Source organism: Wenzhouxiangella sp. YN1, from assembly GCF_056324145.1.
In genome coordinates this window covers 64,414-82,433 of record NZ_JBJNIO010000154.1, presented here as the reverse complement: position 1 = coordinate 82,433, position 18,020 = coordinate 64,414, and the positions used below count along the sequence as shown (strand labels likewise).

The 18,020-nt window shown below is 65.3% G+C and carries 18 protein-coding genes, 2 tRNA genes and 1 other RNA gene; 14 read left to right on the top strand and 7 right to left on the bottom strand.

The features are described from left to right. The first annotated feature begins 207 nt into the window (after positions 1 to 207). Entirely contained in the window at positions 208 to 495 is a 288-nt protein-coding gene (locus ACEWQZ_RS10225) for a ComEA family DNA-binding protein (protein ID WP_476482989.1), read from the top strand. Positions 496 to 552: 57 nt separating this feature from the next. Here the strand turns inward: ACEWQZ_RS10225 and recR are convergent, their stop codons facing one another. The 3 genes from recR to dnaX are packed head-to-tail and all read right to left on the bottom strand — an operon-like array spanning position 553 to position 3,142. Continuing rightward, entirely contained in the window at positions 553 to 1,149 is a 597-nt protein-coding gene (recR, locus tag ACEWQZ_RS10220) for a recombination mediator RecR (RefSeq protein ID WP_476482988.1), read from the bottom strand. Between the two features lie 14 nt (positions 1,150 to 1,163). After that, entirely contained in the window at positions 1,164 to 1,478 is a 315-nt protein-coding gene (locus tag ACEWQZ_RS10215; RefSeq protein ID WP_476482987.1) for a YbaB/EbfC family nucleoid-associated protein, read from the bottom strand. Between the two features lie 2 nt (positions 1,479 to 1,480). Then, on the bottom strand, positions 1,481 to 3,142 hold the full coding sequence (gene dnaX / locus ACEWQZ_RS10210) for a DNA polymerase III subunit gamma/tau (protein ID WP_476482986.1): 1,662 nt from the start codon (positions 3,140 to 3,142) through the stop codon (positions 1,481 to 1,483). Positions 3,143 to 3,332: 190 nt separating this feature from the next. Here dnaX and ffs point away from each other — a divergent pair. Then, positions 3,333 to 3,430: signal recognition particle sRNA small type (ffs, locus tag ACEWQZ_RS10205), an RNA gene on the top strand. A 44-nt stretch (positions 3,431 to 3,474) separates the two neighbouring features. On the opposite strand, the gene ACEWQZ_RS10200 is transcribed toward ffs, so the two are convergent. The 4 genes from ACEWQZ_RS10200 to ACEWQZ_RS10185 form a co-directional block, all read right to left on the bottom strand. Next, a tRNA-Ser gene (locus tag ACEWQZ_RS10200) sits at positions 3,475 to 3,564 on the bottom strand. A gap of 84 nt (positions 3,565 to 3,648) precedes the next feature. Further along, positions 3,649 to 3,739, bottom strand: a tRNA-Ser gene (locus tag ACEWQZ_RS10195). Positions 3,740 to 4,078: 339 nt separating this feature from the next. After that, entirely contained in the window at positions 4,079 to 4,924 is an 846-nt protein-coding gene (locus ACEWQZ_RS10190; protein WP_476482985.1) for an SAM-dependent methyltransferase, read from the bottom strand. Positions 4,925 to 4,956: 32 nt separating this feature from the next. After that, complete coding sequence (locus tag ACEWQZ_RS10185; protein WP_476482984.1) at positions 4,957 to 5,805, bottom strand: glycine/sarcosine N-methyltransferase; 849 nt, start codon at positions 5,803 to 5,805, stop codon at positions 4,957 to 4,959. A 562-nt stretch (positions 5,806 to 6,367) separates the two neighbouring features. On the opposite strand from ACEWQZ_RS10185, the gene pilM reads away from it, so the two are divergent. Genes pilM through ACEWQZ_RS10125 form a run of 12 tightly spaced genes read left to right on the top strand, consistent with a single transcriptional unit; the run spans position 6,368 to position 17,951 of the window. Continuing rightward, positions 6,368 to 7,291 (top strand): type IV pilus biogenesis protein PilM, encoded by a 924-nt coding sequence (pilM, locus tag ACEWQZ_RS10180; protein WP_476482983.1) that lies wholly within the window; start codon positions 6,368 to 6,370, stop codon positions 7,289 to 7,291. Beyond that, complete coding sequence (locus ACEWQZ_RS10175) at positions 7,288 to 7,893, top strand: PilN domain-containing protein (protein WP_476482982.1); 606 nt, start codon at positions 7,288 to 7,290, stop codon at positions 7,891 to 7,893. The genes pilM and ACEWQZ_RS10175 overlap by 4 nt, the downstream gene beginning before the upstream one ends. Beyond that, complete coding sequence (gspM, locus tag ACEWQZ_RS10170) at positions 7,890 to 8,543, top strand: type II secretion system protein GspM (RefSeq protein ID WP_476482981.1); 654 nt, start codon at positions 7,890 to 7,892, stop codon at positions 8,541 to 8,543. Before ACEWQZ_RS10175 ends, gspM begins: the two co-directional genes overlap by 4 nt. A gap of 2 nt (positions 8,544 to 8,545) precedes the next feature. Then, complete coding sequence (locus tag ACEWQZ_RS10165) at positions 8,546 to 8,896, top strand: general secretion pathway protein GspB (protein WP_476482980.1); 351 nt, start codon at positions 8,546 to 8,548, stop codon at positions 8,894 to 8,896. After that, positions 8,896 to 10,602, top strand: coding sequence for a pilus (MSHA type) biogenesis protein MshL (gene mshL, locus ACEWQZ_RS10160; RefSeq protein WP_476482979.1), 1,707 nt, complete (start codon positions 8,896 to 8,898; stop codon positions 10,600 to 10,602). Before ACEWQZ_RS10165 ends, mshL begins: the two co-directional genes overlap by 1 nt. Positions 10,603 to 10,623: 21 nt before the next feature. Continuing rightward, positions 10,624 to 11,538: an ExeA family protein gene (locus ACEWQZ_RS10155; protein WP_476482978.1), complete on the top strand. Its 915-nt coding sequence runs from the start codon at positions 10,624 to 10,626 to the stop codon at positions 11,536 to 11,538. Further along, positions 11,535 to 12,713 (top strand): tetratricopeptide repeat protein, encoded by a 1,179-nt coding sequence (locus ACEWQZ_RS10150; RefSeq protein WP_476482977.1) that lies wholly within the window; start codon positions 11,535 to 11,537, stop codon positions 12,711 to 12,713. Before ACEWQZ_RS10155 ends, ACEWQZ_RS10150 begins: the two co-directional genes overlap by 4 nt. Further along, complete coding sequence (locus tag ACEWQZ_RS10145; RefSeq protein ID WP_476482976.1) at positions 12,710 to 14,482, top strand: GspE/PulE family protein; 1,773 nt, start codon at positions 12,710 to 12,712, stop codon at positions 14,480 to 14,482. Before ACEWQZ_RS10150 ends, ACEWQZ_RS10145 begins: the two co-directional genes overlap by 4 nt. After that, entirely contained in the window at positions 14,479 to 15,702 is a 1,224-nt protein-coding gene (locus ACEWQZ_RS10140) for a type II secretion system F family protein (protein ID WP_476482975.1), read from the top strand. The genes ACEWQZ_RS10145 and ACEWQZ_RS10140 overlap by 4 nt, the downstream gene beginning before the upstream one ends. Beyond that, positions 15,686 to 16,279 (top strand): prepilin-type N-terminal cleavage/methylation domain-containing protein, encoded by a 594-nt coding sequence (locus tag ACEWQZ_RS10135; protein ID WP_476482974.1) that lies wholly within the window; start codon positions 15,686 to 15,688, stop codon positions 16,277 to 16,279. Before ACEWQZ_RS10140 ends, ACEWQZ_RS10135 begins: the two co-directional genes overlap by 17 nt. Beyond that, a complete protein-coding gene (locus ACEWQZ_RS10130) occupies positions 16,276 to 17,412 on the top strand; it encodes a GGDEF domain-containing protein (protein ID WP_476482973.1) in 1,137 nt (378 codons plus the stop codon). The genes ACEWQZ_RS10135 and ACEWQZ_RS10130 overlap by 4 nt, the downstream gene beginning before the upstream one ends. Beyond that, a complete protein-coding gene (locus tag ACEWQZ_RS10125) occupies positions 17,409 to 17,951 on the top strand; it encodes a hypothetical protein (RefSeq protein ID WP_476482972.1) in 543 nt (180 codons plus the stop codon). Before ACEWQZ_RS10130 ends, ACEWQZ_RS10125 begins: the two co-directional genes overlap by 4 nt. Positions 17,952 to 18,020: the final 69 nt, after the last annotated feature.

Here is an 18,020-nt window from a genome sequence, read left to right as displayed (position 1 = left end):
GTTCTTTCGGCTACAGGGGCATTCCAGCACAGGGCTTTCTCAAAACCTGAGAAGGAAAAATTCCGATCCTGTCGATCGCGATTTGATTACACGCCGGCACGTCGTTTTGCCAATGCCGCGCCCTGCCCGGCCTGCCAACAATGAGGCTCCGTCGGGCACACCCGGCGGCATCAGCCAAAACCACACAAAGCAGCAAGGAGAGAGAACATGATTCGCAAGCTACTGATTGCAGGCATTCTCGCCCTCGCCGTGGCCCAGAGCGGGCTGGCACAGGAGATGAGCGTCAACATCAACACCGCAACTGCCGAACAGCTGGCCGAGGTGCTTGACGGCGTCGGCGCCAGCAAATCTCAGGCGATCGTTGACTATCGCGAAAACAACGGTCCCTTCGAGCATATCGACGAGCTGGTCAATGTGCAGGGCATCGGGCTGCGCACGCTCGACCAGAACCGTGAGCGCATCGAAGTGGGCGGCGATACGACTGCCGACGACTGAGGGTGAGCATGAGCCTCCCCGGCGCCAAGCCAATTCGGCCCGGCGCCGGGGGCCTTCTCAGCTCAGGGGCAGGCGGGAGCTGAAGGCGTGTGCCAGCGTCGAGCGATCCGTATGCTCGAGCTCGCCCCCCAGCGGCACCCCCTGAGCCAGCCGGGTGGTGCGAATACCGCGCGCCTGAGCCATTTCTCGCAGGTACTGGGCGGTGGCTTCGCCTTCCACCGTGGTGTTGGTGGCAATGATGATCTCGGCCACGCCCTCCTTGTCCAGGCGCTGTGCCAGCAGCTCCAGGCCAAGATCCTCCGGCCCGATGCCATCCAGCGGCGACAGCCGACCCAGCAGCACGAAATAGCGCCCGTCAAACCCGGTCGCCGCCTCGATGGCGAGCACATCGCCGGGGCTTTCGACAATGCACAGCACCCTGCTGGAGCGCCGCTCGCTGGCACAGATCCGGCACTCGTCGTCACTGGTGAAGTTGCGGCAGCGGCGGCAGCGGCGAATCTCGCGCATGGCGACGTCCAGGGCCTGCGCCAGGCGGCGACCGCCCTCGCGATCGCGTTCGAGCAGCTGCAGCGTCATGCGCTGAGCCGAGCGTGCGCCCACGCCCGGCAGGCAGCGCAGCGCCGCAAGCAATTCATCGAATGGATCGGTGCTCACGCCCGCAGAAGGCCTCAGAGATTGAACCCCGGCGGCATCGGCAACCCGCCGGTCAGCCCCGACATGCGCTCCCTGGTGGTTTCCTGAATTCGGCTGACTGCGTCGTTGATGGCGGCAGCCACCAGGTCTTCGGTCATTTCGCGGTCGTCGCCAATTTCCGGGTCGATACTCACCCGGCGCACTTCGTGCCGACCATTCATCTGCACCTTGACCAGGCCGCCTCCTGCCTCGCCGGTCACTTCCAGCTCGGCCAGCTCTTCCTGCGCCTTCTTGAGATCTTCCTGAACTTTCTGCGCTTGCTGCATCAGCTGCGCCATATTGCCTTTCATTGTCAGTGGCTCCGTGTGTTGATCGGACGAATCGATTCGCGCACAACCTGTGCGTCGAACTGCTCTACCAGGCCTTGAACGAATGGATCGCCGTCGATGGCCTCCTCGGCTTCGGCCTGGGTACGCGCCATCTGCTGTTGTTCGAGCGCGGCAGGCGTTTCCAGCGCCGTGTCGACCGGCTCGATGCTGATCCTCAGACTTTCGCCGGCCCACTCGGTGATGGCCTGCTCGAGCGCCTGACGAAAACGTTCACTGATGAACACCATATCGTCACGCGCGGCTGTAAACCCGACCTTGGGGCGATCAAAGCGCGCAACAACCAGCATGGCAGCCACGGTTCGAAAGGAATCGCTCAGCGGCAGCTCCTCGAGCACCCGCGGCCAGGACTCCGGGCTCAGGGCAACCGGCGCCGCGGCCGACACGGAACCGGCAGGCGTCGCCGGCTGGTTTTCCGCAGGCGCGGCGGCCACCGGCGCCGCGCTGGCGCCGGAAGCGGGCGCAGCCGCACCCGCTGATGCTGCCGATGTCGACGGTGTCGCAGCCGTCGCCTGCCCGTCGCCGTCATCGCAACCGGGCGACGGCTCGGCCGGCTGAAAGGCGAACATGCGCAGAATGGTCATCTCGCAGCCGCTTCTCTCCGTTGGCGCCAGCGGCAGATCGCGCCGGCCGATTATCGCGGTCTGATACCACAGCTGCACATCCTCGGCATCCAGACTTGCGGCCAGCGCCACCAGCTCATCCCAATCAGCACGACTGTCGTCGCGATAGTCGGGCAACTGCTGGATCAGCGCGATGCGGTGCAGCGCCTCGGCCAGATCGGCAAGCAGCTGGCCCATGCCGCGTGCCTGCGCGAAGACTTCGCCGACCGCCGCCACCGCAGCGGCCGCATCCCGACCAGCCAGGGCTTCGAGGATAGCGTGCACATGACGCTGTTCGACGCTGCCAAGCATGTCGCGAACTTCGGCTTCCAGCAGCCGCCCGCTGCCGGCCAGAGCCTGATCGAGCAGGCTCAGCCCGTCGCGCATACTGCCGTCGGCCGCCCGCGCCAGCAGTTCCACGGCCGCCTCGTCGGCCTCAACGCCTTCTGCCTCCAGAATGCGGCGCAGCTGGCCGCCAATCTCTTCGGTATTGAGACGGCGCAGGTTGAACTGCAAACAACGCGAGAGAATGGTGACCGGTATCTGCTGCGGGTCGGTCGTGGCGAGCACGAACTTGACGTGGTCGGGCGGCTCTTCGAGCGTCTTGAGCAGGGCGTTGAAGCTGTGGCGCGAGAGCATGTGCACTTCGTCGATCAGATAGACCTTGAAGCGCCCGCTCGTCGGCGCATATTGCACGTTGTCGAGAAGCTCGCGGGTATCGTCGACCTTGGTTCGCGAGGCGGCGTCGATCTCGAGCAGATCGACGAACCGCCCTTCATCAATGGCCACACAGTTCTCGCATTCACCACAAGGCGTACTGGTCACGCCCTGCTGGCAGTTGAGCGATTTGGCAAGAATACGCGCGATGGTCGTCTTGCCCACCCCGCGCGTGCCGGTAAACAGAAACGCATGGTGGACCCGTCCTTCGGCCAGGCCGTTGCCCAGCACCTTGACGACATGGGACTGCCCCACCAGCTCGGAGAAGTTGCGCGGACGCCACTTTCTGGCAAGAACCTGATAACTCACTGATCGACTACCGCTGTATGGATTGCTGGCGCGTGCAGCGCGCCGCCCGACCGGCGCGCCGCCAGTCGCCCCCGGAGTTTACACGAACAAATTGTCCGCAAGATACCCCGGACCGGGGCACCGGAACGCCGGAATGCGGCAATCGACTTGCCAGGTCGACGGCTTCAATGGGATAATATCGTCTGGCCTCCACCGGTCTTCCCACACTGGTTTTCCCGTCAATCCCGTCAGGCCCGGAAGGGAGCAGCGGCAGCGGGTCAATCAGGTGCTGGGGTCGGGCTGGTGGGGGCCTTCTCATTAAAAAGCCCCGCACAAGGCGGGGCTTTCAATAATGGCGGAGAGGGGGGGATTCGAACCCCCGAAGGGCGCTAGCCCTTGCCGGTTTTCAAGACCAGTGCATTCAACCGCTCTGCCACCTCTCCGTTCGGTCTCGTGAATTGTATACGCTTGATCCGCGGCCGCGGAGGCCGGGACACAAAACCCCGCTCGGAGCGGGGTTCTTGATGTGGCGGAGAGGGAGGGATTCGAACCCTCGGTACGGGGTTACCGTACACTCGCTTTCCAGGCGAGCCCATTCGACCGCTCTGGCACCTCTCCTAAAACTCCAATTGTTCCAGCCAATTCAACCGCCTCGCGGCGGGCGGCCCTGACGGGCCGCGAGAGGGAGGGATTGACTGCGCGCCTGTCGGCGCTTGCCCTCCGCTGCGCTGCGGGTTGCTCCGCCGACTCCGTCGGCTGCGCATCGTCCTCGCTGGCGCTCGGGTCGAACCCTCGGTACGGGGTTACCGTACACTCGCTTTCCAGGCGAGCCCATTCGACCGCTCTGGCACCTCTCCTAGGTAAATGGATTGCCGCCAGCGTTTCGCCGGCGGCAATCCTCCATTATACCCAATTACGCCGGTTGTCACCAAACGCTTGTTGAAACAACGGCGCGCATCAGGCGGGCTTCCGGAACAGGAAGATGCCCCACTCCAGATAGCCGGCCTCACCGCCGTCGACCCAGTGCTGCAGGCCGGTTTTCATGCGCTGGATATAGTCGTCGCTGACGCCACGTCGGCGCAGCTCGTCCTCGTTGGCTTCGAGCTCTTGTTTGACTCGGGCATAGTGTCGGGGCAGCTGCTCGCCATGATCTTCCCACTTCAGCTCTTCGAGCCCCAGCTCGGTGAGTGTTTCCCGATAAAATCCGGGTGAGCCCAGCGAGTCCAGGTGAATGCGGTCGTAAATGGGCTGCAATTTGTTCACCGGCGCATCGTCGGCTTGCATCGGATCGGTAAAAATCAGCCGGCCGCCGGGCTTGAGAACGCGCGCCGCCTCGGCGCAGACGCGGGCGCGATCACCGGAGTGCAGAATCGCATCCTGCGACCAGACCACGTCGAAGGACGCATCCGCTTGGGCCAGATTGGTGAAGTCGCCTTCGGTCACCTCGATGAGGTGATCCAGGCCCTGCTCTGCGTTCTTCTGGTGATCGCGCTCGTTTTCGACCTCGCTGAGGTTCAGCGCCGTGCAGCGACAGCCGAACGTCTGCGCCAGATAGCGCATCGACCCGCCGTAGCCGGCACCCAGATCCAGGACCCTGTGATCGGCGCGCAACGGATCCAGCAGCTCGGCCATACGCGCCACCGTCCGCCGGCTGGCATCGGCAATCGGGTCGTGGTCGGAGGCATACAGACCGATGTGGATATCCTCCCCTCCCCAGACGTGGTAGTAAAAGTTGTCGGCATCCTCGCTGTTGTAGTAGTCACGCGCGGTCTGCACTGCGCGGGAATACGCCTGTTCACTCATGTTCTGCTCCTTGGTTCATCCGTTCCTGCTGATCATTCCGCGTTCGTGTCGCCGGGCTCTTCCGGCGAGACATACTTCTTCTCGGCAACGTGGATGAAGAAGTCGGGCTCTTCCCCGGTCACGCCGGAATCCTCCTCGAAGTCGCCGTAGGTGGTGACCGTCTGGAAGCCGACCTCCTTCATCAACCTGCGGGTGTAATCGCGGCGCAGCGGGTACATGTTGAGGTGGAAGACCGACTCGTCGGGAAAGGTGTAGCGGAAGCGGGCCAGGCCGCTGTCGACGTGCTCGGGCTCGGCGCTGACCTCGTCGCCGCAGTAGTAGTATTTGTGCGCCGAGGTAAAGCCATGGTCGAGCATGGCATCGTAGTTGCGCTGATCCAGGATCAGGCAGCCGTCGTGCTTGAGGGCGGTATAGAACTCCGCCAGAGCCTTGCGCCGATCGTGCTCGGAAAACAGATGCGTGAATGAATTGCCCAGACAGATCACCGCATCGTAGGTGGCGTGCACGTCGCGGTTGAGCCAGCGCCAGTCGGCCTGGACGGTACGCAGGATATGGTTACGCCGCCGCCCGTTCTCGAACGCCTTGGCCAGCATCTCGGCCGAACCGTCGACGCTGCTGACTTCAAAGCCGGCCTCGATCAGGCGAACGGAGTGAAAGCCCGTGCCCGTGGCCACATCCAGAACGCGCTCTGCTCCCCGGTCCTTGAGCTGCTGAATGAAGAAGTCGCCTTCGCTGTCGAAGCGGGCGTCCCAGTCGATAAGCTCATCCCACTTGTCGACGAAACGGTGGACATACTCTTTCTGATAGTGATCGGTGTCGCGAACCTCGACGGGGTCACGGCCAAAATTCTGTTTCTTTGAATGACGTGCCTGATTTGACATGTAGTGTGGGCATCTCCTGGCATGTGCCGTTTTGAACTCGCTGCCGGCAGCGCTCGAATGCGGTATCTTTGCAATGCGCACACGGTCCCGGATCCGAGCGTCAACTCAATGACGGGATCTCCAGAAATCCGTGACCGGCAGCACGATGACTGCCAACGATACTAACAAGCCCGACCAACCTCTGCAGGACGGGCCCAACCGGGCCGCTGCAAGGCAGCAACTGTGCACGCGTCACGCTCAAGCCTGCAGAACCTGTCGAAGGTCGACAATCTGAACCGCGCCCAGCACCTCTTCGGCTACCCGGAAATTGCGCGATGAATCACATCTGTTTAACCTGCCGCGGCATACGCATCACAGCACGCATGACCGGGCATGCATCTTGCATCAGAAATCACAGCAGGCAATCAAACCGCCATCTTCGCCAACGCCGACAGAGACCATGGACCCAAGCCGGGAGACAGAGACAGAATGTATCCTGCAGACAGGTCATGAGCCTGCAGCGCATTGCCGACGATCACTCTCATGGCCGCACCCGGCATCCGCAGCAAAAGGGGAAAACAGCTTGAATCCGTTCAGAAAGCGCGCCCGCAGCCAGGCCGTCACCGGGCTTCACCTGACGCCCCGCGTGCTCGCCACGGCCACCCTCGACGACCAGAAAGGTCGCAAGCCACGCTTGCTGGCGGCCCGCTGCACGACACTGTCCGGCGACGACGACCTGGAGCGCGTCGTACAGCGGGCTTCACCGGGCCGACGTTCCGCCATCAACCTGGTGCTGGCCGATGGGCATTACGATCTGTTGCTGGTCGAAGCGCCCGGCGTGCAGCCTTCGGAGCTGCGCGCGGCGGTGCGCTGGAAGGTACGCAACCTGATCGACTTTCATATCGACGATGCCGTCATCGACGTATTCGAAATCCCGGGCCAGAGCAATCGGCCCCGCGGGCAGGCCATGATGTACGTCGTGGCGGCCCGGGCGCGCGACGTGCGCGAGTACATCGACGCCATCGAGGGTGCCGACCTCGCGCTTGAAGTCATCGACATCACGGAAATGGCGCTGCGCAATCTCGCCGCCCGACTCGAGGCCGACGTTCGCGGTGTGGCCATGCTGTATCTCGAAGAGGAACACGGCATCATCACCATCACCCGCCAGGGCAGCCTGTACCTGAGCCGGCGGCTGGAGACCGGCAGCAATCAGCTGTTCGACGAACCTGAAGCCGCTCAGGATCAGATTGCGCTCGAGGTGCAGCGCTCGCTGGACTACTACGATAGCCACTTCAGCCAGCCTCCGGTTGCCGCGCTGAGCGTCCTGCCCGGTTTTGCCGCCCACCAGGGCCTGGTTGAATCACTCAGCGGCAGCCTGAACCTGGACGTGGCCGGCTATCGCGCCGAAGACATCGTCGACAGCGAAGTGGAGTTGCCCGACCAGCATCTGGCCGAGTTCCTGATTGCGCTTGGCGCTGCGCTGCGCCAGGAGGAGCTGAGCCTGTGAATCAACAGATCAACCTCTATCAGCCGATCTTTCGCAAGGAGCGAATCGTCTTTTCGGCGCAGACCATTGCCTGGCTTGCCCTGGGCCTGATCATGCTGTTGATCCTGTGGTCGCTGCTGGTCGGCCAGCGCGTTGCCGGTCTGGAAGCGGAGCTGGAGCGCCAGCAGCAGGCCGAGCAGCGCGCAGTCGATCAGGTCACGCAGATGCAGGCGAACATGCCCTCCGACGAGCCCGATGCCGCGCTTGCCGCCCGGGTCGAGCGCCTGCGCGCGCGGCGCGAAGGGCTGAGCGAGAGCCTGGCGGTGCTCAAGCGGCGCATGCCCGCCACCGAACTCGACCTGCGCCGCCGTCTTGACGCGCTTGCCGCCCGCGTGCCAGCGGGCGTCTGGCTGACCGGCATTCACATGGCCGACCAGGGTCAGGCGCTTGCCGTCAGCGGCAACGCCCTTGAAGCCCGGCTCATTCCTGCCTGGCTGGAGGAGCTATCCGCCTCGGAGGAGTTTTCCGGCATGGGTTTTCGCCAGGTGCACATCGCTGAGCGCGCCGACGACCGACCCGGCGTCGAGTTCACCATTTCCACCGCGGCAAGGGAAGAACAATGACTCCGCGTGAACGCATCAAGCAGCTGACCGAACGCATCAACGCCATGAGCCTGCGCGAGCGGGGGCTGTTGCTGCTGGCCGTTTTTGCCGTCATCATCCTGCTGTGGGACTTTTCCACCATGCAGCCGCTTGGCGAACGCCGCGAGAACGCCAACACCCAGCTGACCGAGGTCAGCCGGCGCGTAAGCGCGCTGACCGACAACCTGCAGCAGCTCGCCAGCGCGCGCGGCCACGATCCCGATCGCGCGCTGGAGCAGGAGCGCGAGATGCTCGAAGGCCGAATCGAAGCCCTGGAAGTGCAGCTGGCCGAGCGCCACGGCGGCGTGGCCACGCCCAGACAATCGGTTTCGGTTCTTGCCGGCCTGCTGGCGCAACGCGCCGGAGTGGACATCATTGCCCTGGAAAACATCGAACCCGGTCGACTGCACAACGCCTCCGGCGATCCGGTGCCCGGCCTGTTCGTCCACCGCGTGCGCGTCGTGATCGAAAGTGATTTCCACGGCATTCGCGACTATCTCGAGCGCACCGCGCAGCTGCCGCGCGGCGTCTTCTGGGAGTCGCTGCAGCTCGACGTCGAGCAATGGCCGGTCAACCGGATCGAGCTGATGCTCTACAGCGTGACTCTCGACGACCGCTGGCTGGGAGTGTAAACATGCGCATCCTCACCGTGATCATCGCACTGGCCATTGCCCTGCCGGCCGCTGGCCAGACCGTACTGCGCGACCCCACCCGGCCCCCAAGCGCGGCCGAGGTCGCCGCCTGGTTTGACCAGGGTGCGCAGACCCGCGCCAGCACGCCGTTTCACCTGCAGTCGATACTGCTCTCTTCGCAGCGACGAATCGCCATCATCGATGGCCAGCGCCTGCAGGCCGGCGACACCATCGAAGGCGCCGAAGTGCAGCGGATCGAGCCCGGCCGCGTGGTGCTCGAGCGCGACGGCCAGGCAATCGAACTGACCATTGATACGCACCTGACCCATCACCCCGACGAACCGAGAAACTGATGCTGCCCAACGACTATTCCATGCTACGCCTGCTCGGCATCGCGGCCCTTGCCGCCGGACTGACCGCCTGTGCCACGACCGGCGACCGGGCCGCGGAAATCGACCGCAACATCCAGAGCGAACTCGAAGCAGCGGCCGCGCGTGAAGCGCCGGACGTGGACGAAACGCAGGATCTGCTGCTGCCCGAACCCGAGCCGGAATTTGCCCCGCCGCCGCAGGAGCGCTTCCACGTCACGGTGGAAAACGCGCCGGCGCGGCAGTTCCTCATGAGCCTGGTCGCCGACACCGATCTCAACATGGTGGTCCATCCCGACGTCAGTCAGACCATCTCGCTGGAGTTGCGCGATGTCACCATCGACGAGGTGATGAACATCCTGCGCGAGATCTACGGGCTGGAATACCAGCGCCGCGATAACAGCTATATCGTGCGCCCACCCCGGCTGGAAAACCGGGTCTACGAGGTCAGTTATCTGGACATCAACCGCAAGGGCTCCTCGCGCACCCGCGTCAGCTCGGGCCAGTCCACCGACAACCCTGACGCGCTGCAGAACGAGTTCTCGCGCGGCGGCCAGACGCAGGCCCTGCCGGGCACCCAGGGCAGCAGGGACCCGGCCACCAGCACACGTATCGAAACCGAAAGCGAATCCGACTTCTGGGATCAGCTGCAGACCGCCATCGTCGGTATTTTCGACAGCCCCGAAGGGCGCAACGTCATGCTCAACCCGATCTCCGGGGTGGTTGCCGTACGCGCCATGCCGCACGAACAGCGCGCCGTGGCCGAGCTGCTCGAGGCCATCCAGGGCAGCGTGCAGCGTCAGGTCATCCTCGAGGCCAAGATCGTCGAGGTCGAGCTGCGCGACGCCTATCGCTCCGGCATCAACTGGCAGGCGCTCGAGGAGATCAACGGCCGCCTGGCCGGCTTTGGCCAGGTGGCCGGCCCGAACATCTTCGACGACGGCGTCTCCTCGATCCAGGGCGACGGCTATCGCGTCAATCCCGGTGAGGTGGTCTCGGGCTTCGACAGCTCGGCGTTTGGCGGCAGCACCGTGATCACCGCCGACAGCGGCAACTTCAATGCCTTCATCGAGCTGCTCGAAACCCAGGGCGTCACCCGCGTACTTTCAAGCCCGCGGGTGGCCACGATCAACAACCAGAAAGCCGTCATCAAGGTCGGCACCGACGAGTTCTTCGTTACCGGCGTGACCGGCCGCACCGCCACCGGCGGCGCCAGCACCACGGCAGCCAGCTCGGTCGAGCTCACGCCCTTCTTCTCGGGCATTGCCCTGGACGTCACCCCGCAGATCAACCGCAGCGGCGACATCATTCTGCACGTCCACCCCACCGTCTCCGAGGTCAAGGACCAGACCAAGACCTTCACCGTCGAGGGCGAAGAGGCCTCGCTGCCGCTGGCGTTTTCCAGCGTGCGCCAGTCCGACAGCGTCATTCGCGCCCGCAATGGCCAGGTCGTGGTCATCGGCGGTCTGATGCGCGAATCGTCCGAGCAGAAGCGCTTCGGCACGCCGGGACTGAGCCGAATTCCCCTGTTGGGTCAGGCCTTCGGCAGCCGCCAGGAGCAAACCGTCAAGACCGAGCTGGTCATCCTGCTGCGCCCGATCGTGATCGACTCGCCGCAAACCTGGGCCCGTGAGGCCGAGGGCGCGCTCGATCGCGTCGGCGCAATGGACAGCACGGTCTGGCCGCGCTGAGCACACAAGGCGCCCCGATTCATGTACTGCCAGCATTTCGAACTCGATCAACGGCCTTTCCGGCTCACGCCCCACCTGGCCTTCCGCTACCCGGAGCCGTCCCAGGCCGAAGCGCTCACCACCCTGCGCGTCGCGCTTGAGCAGGGCGAGGGCTTCATCAAGGTCGTGGGCGAGGTCGGTCTGGGCAAGACGCTGCTCTGCCGCACCCTGCTCGATCAGCTCGATACACCGTTCGTGACCGCCTGGATGCCTGACCCGCACCTGTCGCCGGGCACGCTGCGCATGGCGCTGGCGCGCGATCTGGGCATTCACCTGCCCGGCCGGCCCAGCCAACAGCAGATACACGAGCGCTTGCAGACCGAGCTGGCCGCCATGGCCGCGGCCGGCAAGCAGCCGGTTTTGATCATCGACGAAGCCCAGGCGCTGCCGGCAAGCACGCTCGAAACCGTGCGCCTTTTGACCAACCTGGAAACCGAGCGCCGCAAGCTGCTGCAGGTGGTGCTGTTCGGCCAGTCCGAGCTCGATCGCCGCCTGGCGATGCCGCAGTTCCGCCAGCTGCGCCAGCGCATCACCTACTCCTGCCAGCTGGAACCGCTGGACCGCCGCGGCGTGGCCGACTATATCGGTCATCGACTCGAGCGCGCCGGCGCCAGGCGCCCCCTGTTCACGACACGGGCGCTCGATCGCATCGCCCGCGCCAGCGACGGCGTGCCCCGCCTGGTCAACGTGCTGGCCGACAAGGCCTTGCTGTCGGCCTGGGGCAAGGGCGCCAGCCAGGCCGGCTCGGCTGATGTGCGCCGGGCCATCGCCGATACCGAAGCCACCCGCAATGCACTGTGGTGGCCGCGGCTGCAGCCCGCCGCCCGCGTGGCCGCCTTCACGCTGGTCGCGGCCGGCGCCTTCGTACTGCTTGAACTGATGCGGAGCGGCGGATGAGCCTGATCAACGACGTTCTCAGGGACCTTGAAGAGCGCAAGTCCACCCCAGCGCAGAACCCGGCGCGCACGCCGTCACCGCCCGGGCGCGCGCAGCGCCGAATCAGCGCACGCTGGCCGCTCTGGCTGCTGGCGGCGGTGGCCGTCGGTGTGGTGCTGCATTTTGCTCTGCAAGACACCCGGCACGCGGACCCCGTCAGCGGAGAAGTGCCCCTGCTGGCCCGCGCCGACGGCGCCGCAAAGGCATCACCCGCGCTGCCGCCTGCACAACCCGTCAGCGCCGCCCCTGAACCCGCGCCGCGAGTTTCCGACGACAGCCACCGCGAGGTCGCAGCCCAGCCAGCAGCTGCAATTCCACCGGTCAAACCCGCCGACGTGGCTGCATCGGCGCCACCAAAGCGCACAGCGCCCCGGCCGGAACCCGACCACGAGCCGCGACAGGCAGCCGCCGACGACCGGCCGCGGCCAAAGCAGCCGCCCGCTGCGGTCGCACCCTCCGGCACGGCAGTCGCCGCGAGCGCCGGGCAAGCGCAGTCGGAAACGACCGCAACGGCGGCGCCGGAGCCGACCATCTCGATCAGCCGCGCGAACCCCGCGCCGGGTGCTGCCGGCCCACTGGCCACGGCGCGACGCCAACTGGCGCGCGGCCAGTTCCGCCGCGCCGAGGCGCAGCTTCGCAGCCTGATTTCCGAGCAACCCGAATTGACTGAAGCGTACCGCCTGCTGGCCCGCGCCCAACAGCAGCAGCGCCGGCCGCAGGCCGCCATTGCCAGCCTCGAACGCGGCTTGCAGCAAGCCGCTGAGGCCGCAGAGCTTGCCGCGCCGCTGGCGCGACTGCTGCTTCAGCGCGGCGAAACCACCCGGGCGCGCGCCCTCCTGGAGGAACACACCCCGCCGCTGGAGAGCGCAACGGACTATCACCTGCTGCTGGCCGCCGCCCGGCGCCAGGCCGGCGACCACAAAGCCGCCGCCGCAAAATATCGTGCGCTTGGCGACGCGCTGCCGCGCCGCGGCGCTGTCTGGGTGGGCCTGGGCGTCTCTCTGGAGGCACTCGAGCAGCGCGACGAAGCGCTCACGGCCTACCAGCGCGCGCTGGAAAGCGACGACCCGCGCGCAAGCCGCTTTGCCCGCCGGCGCCTGATCGCCCTCGAACCCATGATCGGAGAAACTCCATGAGCAGCGTGCGCAAGCCGCGACAGAAAATCCGCATCGGCGATCTGCTCGTTCAGCACAAGTTGATCTCTGAGAGCCAGCTTCAGGAAGCACTGGCCGAGCAGAAGCGCTCCGGGCACAAGCTCGGACGCACCCTGGTACAGCTGGGCCACGTCAGCGAAGACGAGCTGCTCGACTTCCTCGGCCGCCAGCTCGATATTCCGGTCATCGATCTGAAGCACTACAACTTCAAGCCGCAGACCGTGCGCCTGCTGCCGGAAACACATGCCCGCCGCTACCGCGCCATCGTGCTGGCAGAAAAAGACGACGAAGTCACGGTGGGCATGGCCGACCCCACCGACATCTTCGGCTACGACGCGCTGCGCAGCATCCTCAAGAAGCACGTCAACATCGTGCTGGTGCGCGAATCGGACCTGCTGCGCACCATCGACATTGTCTACCGACGCACCGAAGAGATTTCCTCGCTGGCCGAGGAACTGGGCGAAGAGCTCTCGGAAAGCGACTACGACATCTCCCAGCTCGAGGACGACGAAGGCCAGGTCGATGCCCCGGTCATCAAGCTGCTGCAGTCGATGTTCGAAGACGCCGTGCAGATCGGCGCTTCGGATATTCACATCGAACCCGACGAGCAGGTGCTGCGCATTCGTCAGCGCGTCGACGGCGAGCTTCAAGAGCAGGTCATCGAGGGCCGCCGCGTGGCCTCGGCCCTGGTCACCCGGCTGAAGCTGATGGCCTCGCTCAACATCAGCGAAAAACGCCTGCCCCAGGACGGGCGCTTTTCGGTGCGGGTCAAGGACCACAACATCGACGTGCGTCTGTCGACCATGCCGATCCAGTACGGCGAATCGATGGTCATGCGCCTGCTCGACCAGTCAGCGGGGCTGCTGGAGCTCGACCGGCTGGGCATCCCCGCCGCGATGGAGGCCCGCATCCGCCGTCTGATTCAGCGGCCTTCGGGCATGGTGCTAGTCACCGGGCCGACCGGCTCGGGCAAGACCACCACCCTGTATGCCGCGCTCAATCACATCAACCAGGCGGACCGCAAGATCATCACCGTCGAGGACCCGGTCGAATACCGCCTGCCGCGCATCAATCAGGTGCAGGTCAACCGCAAGATCGGGCTGGACTTCGCGCGCGTGCTGCGCACCGCCCTGCGTCAGGACCCCGACATCATCATGGTCGGCGAGATGCGCGATCGCGAAACCGCCGAGATCGGCCTGCGCGCGGCCATGACCGGGCACCTGGTACTCTCGACCCTCCACACCAATTCGGCACCGGCCACGGTCATGCGCCTGGTCGACATGGGTGCACAGGGTTTCATGGTGGCCGCCGCCCTCGACGGCGTCATTGCCCAGCGCCTGGTGCGCCGGGTGTGCGACTCCTGCGGTGAAGACGCCGAACCCGATGCCAGCCAGCTCGCCTGGCTGCAGGGCCGGCTGGGCGAAGAGCGCCTGGCAGACCTGAGCTTTCGCGCCGGCCGCGGCTGCGCCTACTGCTCCAACACCGGCTATCGCGGTCGCATCGGCGTCTACGAACTGCTGGAAATGGACGACGAACTCACCGACGCGCTGCGGCGCATGGACACATCGGACTTCAACCGCCTTGCGCGCAGCCGAGCCGACTACCGTCCGCTGATCGAGTGCGCGCTGGACTACGCCCGCGAAGGCATCACCTCGCTGGAAGAAGTGGTGCGGCTGGCCGGCGGGCTCGACGAGCTGCTCGACAGCAAGATGGATCCGGCTGGCGAGCCGGTTGCAGGAGAAGCGCAATGAGCGGGTATCGCTGGCGCGGCCGCAACGCGCGCGGGCAGCTGGTCGACGGCCACGTGGACGCCGACTCGACCGACGCGGTGGCGCAGCAGCTCATGCGGCTGGATATCACGCCCATCGAGATCGAGCCGGCGCCGGAGGCGAACGCCGAAAGCCCGAGCCTGCGCCAGCGGCTGGGGCTGGACCAGCCCGGCATCAACGATCTGATCCTGTTCACCCGCCAGATGTACACGCTGACCAAGGCCGGAGTGCCGCTGATTCACGGCCTGCGCAACGTCAGTGAGTCGACGCGCAACCCACAGCTGCGGCGCGCCATCGAAGACCTGGTCGAGGCTCTGGAGTCCGGCCGTGACCTCGCCACCGGCCTGGCTCAGAACCCCCGGATCTTTCCCGCCATGTTCGTCAGCATCGTGCGCGTGGGCGAGAACTCGGGCAACCTCGAGCAGGCTTTTTCGCAGCTGACCGATTACCTCGAGCTCGAGCGCGACTTCCGCGCCAAACTCAAGCAGGCGCTGCGCTACCCGATCATGGTGATCGTGGCCATGTTCATTGCCGTGGCCATCCTGATGACCTTTGTCATTCCGACATTCGCCGATTTCTTTTCCCGCTTTGACGCCCAGCTGCCGCTGCCCACGCGCATCATCATCGGCGCCTCCAACTTCACCGCCGAATGGTGGTGGGTCATTCTGCTGGCACTCGGTGTTGCCCTGCTCGCCTTTCGCGCCTGGATCAAGACCGAAGACGGGCGCTACCGCTGGGACCGGCTCAAGCTGCGCTTTCCGGTGGTCGGCAAGATCCTGTTCCAGGGCGCCATGGCGCGCTTTGCGCGTACCTTTTCGATGACCTACCGCTCCGGCGTGCCGCTGATTCAGGGCCTGACGCTCACCGCCCGGGCAGTCGAAAACGAGTACATCGGCCAGGCAGTCAACGACATGCGCACCGGCGTCGAGCGCGGTGAGCTGCTCTCGCGCACGGCCGCCGCCACCGGCTTGTTCTCGTCGCTGGTTCTGCAAATGCTCACCATCGGCGAAGAAACCGGCGACGTCGATGCCATGCTCAACGAAACCGCTGAATACTACGAGCGCGAGGTCGACTACGACCTCGACAACCTCAGCGCCTATATCGAACCGATCCTGCTGATTTTCCTGGCCATCCTCGTTCTGGTTCTGGCGCTGGGCGTGTTTCTGCCGATGTGGGATGTCGGTCGTGCGGCGCTCGGCTGACAACGGCCCGGCGAAAAGCCATCAGTCGGGTTTTACCCTGCTCGAGCTGATCATCGTCATCAGCCTGGTCATGCTGCTGTTTCTGGCCGTCTGGTGGCGACTGCTGCCGCTGCGCGGCGACGCTGAAGCGGCACACGTGGCCACCACCATCGGCACCCTGCGCTCGGCGCTGGGTCTGGAGGTGGCCGAACGCATCGTCAAGGACTCGTCCGCAAGCGTCGCCGCGCTGGACCGGAGCAATCCGATTTCCCTGCTCGGCCAGAGGCCGGGCAACTATATCGGCGAGGCCGACCCCAACCGCTCGGCACCCATTCCCCCCGGAAGCTGGTACTACCACCCGCGCTCGCATCAGCTGCGCTACCGCGTCCGCTTTCCCCGCTACCTGGCCGGCGCGCCGGCAACCGACAAACCGGTCGAGCTGGCCTGGACGCTGCGCCTGCGCTATCGTGATCACAACAGCAACGACCGCTACGACGCCGGGGCCGACGCCCTGCGCGGGGTGGTGCTGGAAGCACTGAACAATCCCCGGTGGGTCGAGACTGGAGGCCGCGCCACCGAGGGGCTGGAGGCACCATGACCCCCGGTTCCGGACCGCAGATGAATGCACACGAGGCCAGGCGCCACGCAACCCGCCTGAGACTTTTGCGTTTGGCGCTGCTGGCCTGGGGGATATCGCTGTTCATTACCGGCATCGCCTGGGCCCTGGGCCTGCTGCGAATCAGCACGCTGGAAGTCAGCGTCGTTCTGATACTGGTGCTGGCCAGCCAGCTGTTCTTTCGCGTCGCCATTCGCAGCGGCTGGTCCAGGCGCTTTCGCGACCCGAGCATGACGCTGGCGCACATCCTGATCGCCACGATCACCACCCTATGGGTCATTAGCAGCGCCGGCGAGGCCCGCACCATGCTGCTGATGCTGTTCATTCTGGCCGTGCTGTTCGGCGCTTTCGAGCTGCGCCGCGGTGAATTCATGCTGGTGGCCACCGTGGCCGTAGCCGGCTACACCGTCATCGTCATGCGCGACATCCTGAGTGGGCAGATCACCAGCTCAACCGAGGTGGTCGTTCTCGAGCTGGCCGGCTTTGCCACGCTGATGGTCTGGTTGGCCTGGTTTGGCAGCCACATATCGAGCCTGCGCCGCACGCTCAGCCGCCGCAACCGCGAGCTACGCGACGCCACCGAGCAACTGAGGCATCTGGCCGAGCATGATGAGCTGACAGGCCTGCCGAACCGCCGGCGTCTGCTCTCCAGGCTTGAAGCGGCCGCCCGGGCATCTTCAGGCGGCGAATCAGGATTCAGCATCGCCGTGCTCGATCTTGATCACTTCAAGCAGATCAACGACCGCCACGGCCACCAGGCCGGCGACGAAGTGCTGTCGGAATTTGCCCGCCGGACAAGTGCCGTGCTGCGCGGTGCCGACTGGCTGGCGCGGGTGGACGACACCGTCGCCGATATCGGCCGCTTTGGCGGCGAAGAGTTTCTGGTGATTCTGCCCGGCTCCGATCTCGCCGGAGCCGCGCTCGCTGCCGAGAGACTGCGCGCGGAAGTGGCCGGCGCGCCCTTTTCTACCTGTGACGGCCCGATCGAGTGCACCGTCTCGATCGGCCTGGCAGAACACCAGTCCGGCGAAGAAATCCACCGCACCATCGCGCGCGCCGACAAAGCGCTCTATGCCGCTAAAAACAGCGGGCGCAACCGGGTCAGATCCGCATGAGCACCTCGGCCATTCTGATATCCACCGTGCTGGCGGTACTGTTTGTGCTGGCGCTGGCCCTGCTCACGGGCGCGCTGGCGCTACTCGCCGGCGGCCACCATGCGCAAGCGCCGCGCAGCGGGCTGGCAAGCGCCCTGCGACTGCTGGATAAACAGTGGCCAGTCGAGCGCCTGATCTACCGCCACCACCGGCCGTTTGGTCTTCTGGTGCTGGCCGCCAGCGCCTTCTGCTTGTGGCAGCTCACCCGCCCCGAACTCATGACCCTGCTGGCCGGCCGCTCACCGGCATCGATCCTGCTGTGGATTCTGCTGATCGGCCAGGCCCTTGCCCTGCTGATCGGCCTGATTATTTTCATCCGGCCAAGCCTGCTCAAGCCGGTGGAAACCGTAAGCAATCGCTGGCTCGACCTGGAACTTGCCGCCAAGGATCCTCCGGCCAGGCCCCGCATCACCGCGATACTGCTGATGCTGGTCGGCCTGATCGTACTGCTGGCCTCCGCCAGCCTGCTGCTGCAGCAGATCACGTCAGCTTTCGGTTGAACATATGCGCATAATCTGACCAATTGCGTCACCCGCTCACCGGCAAACCCCCGGCACGCAGGCCCTTCA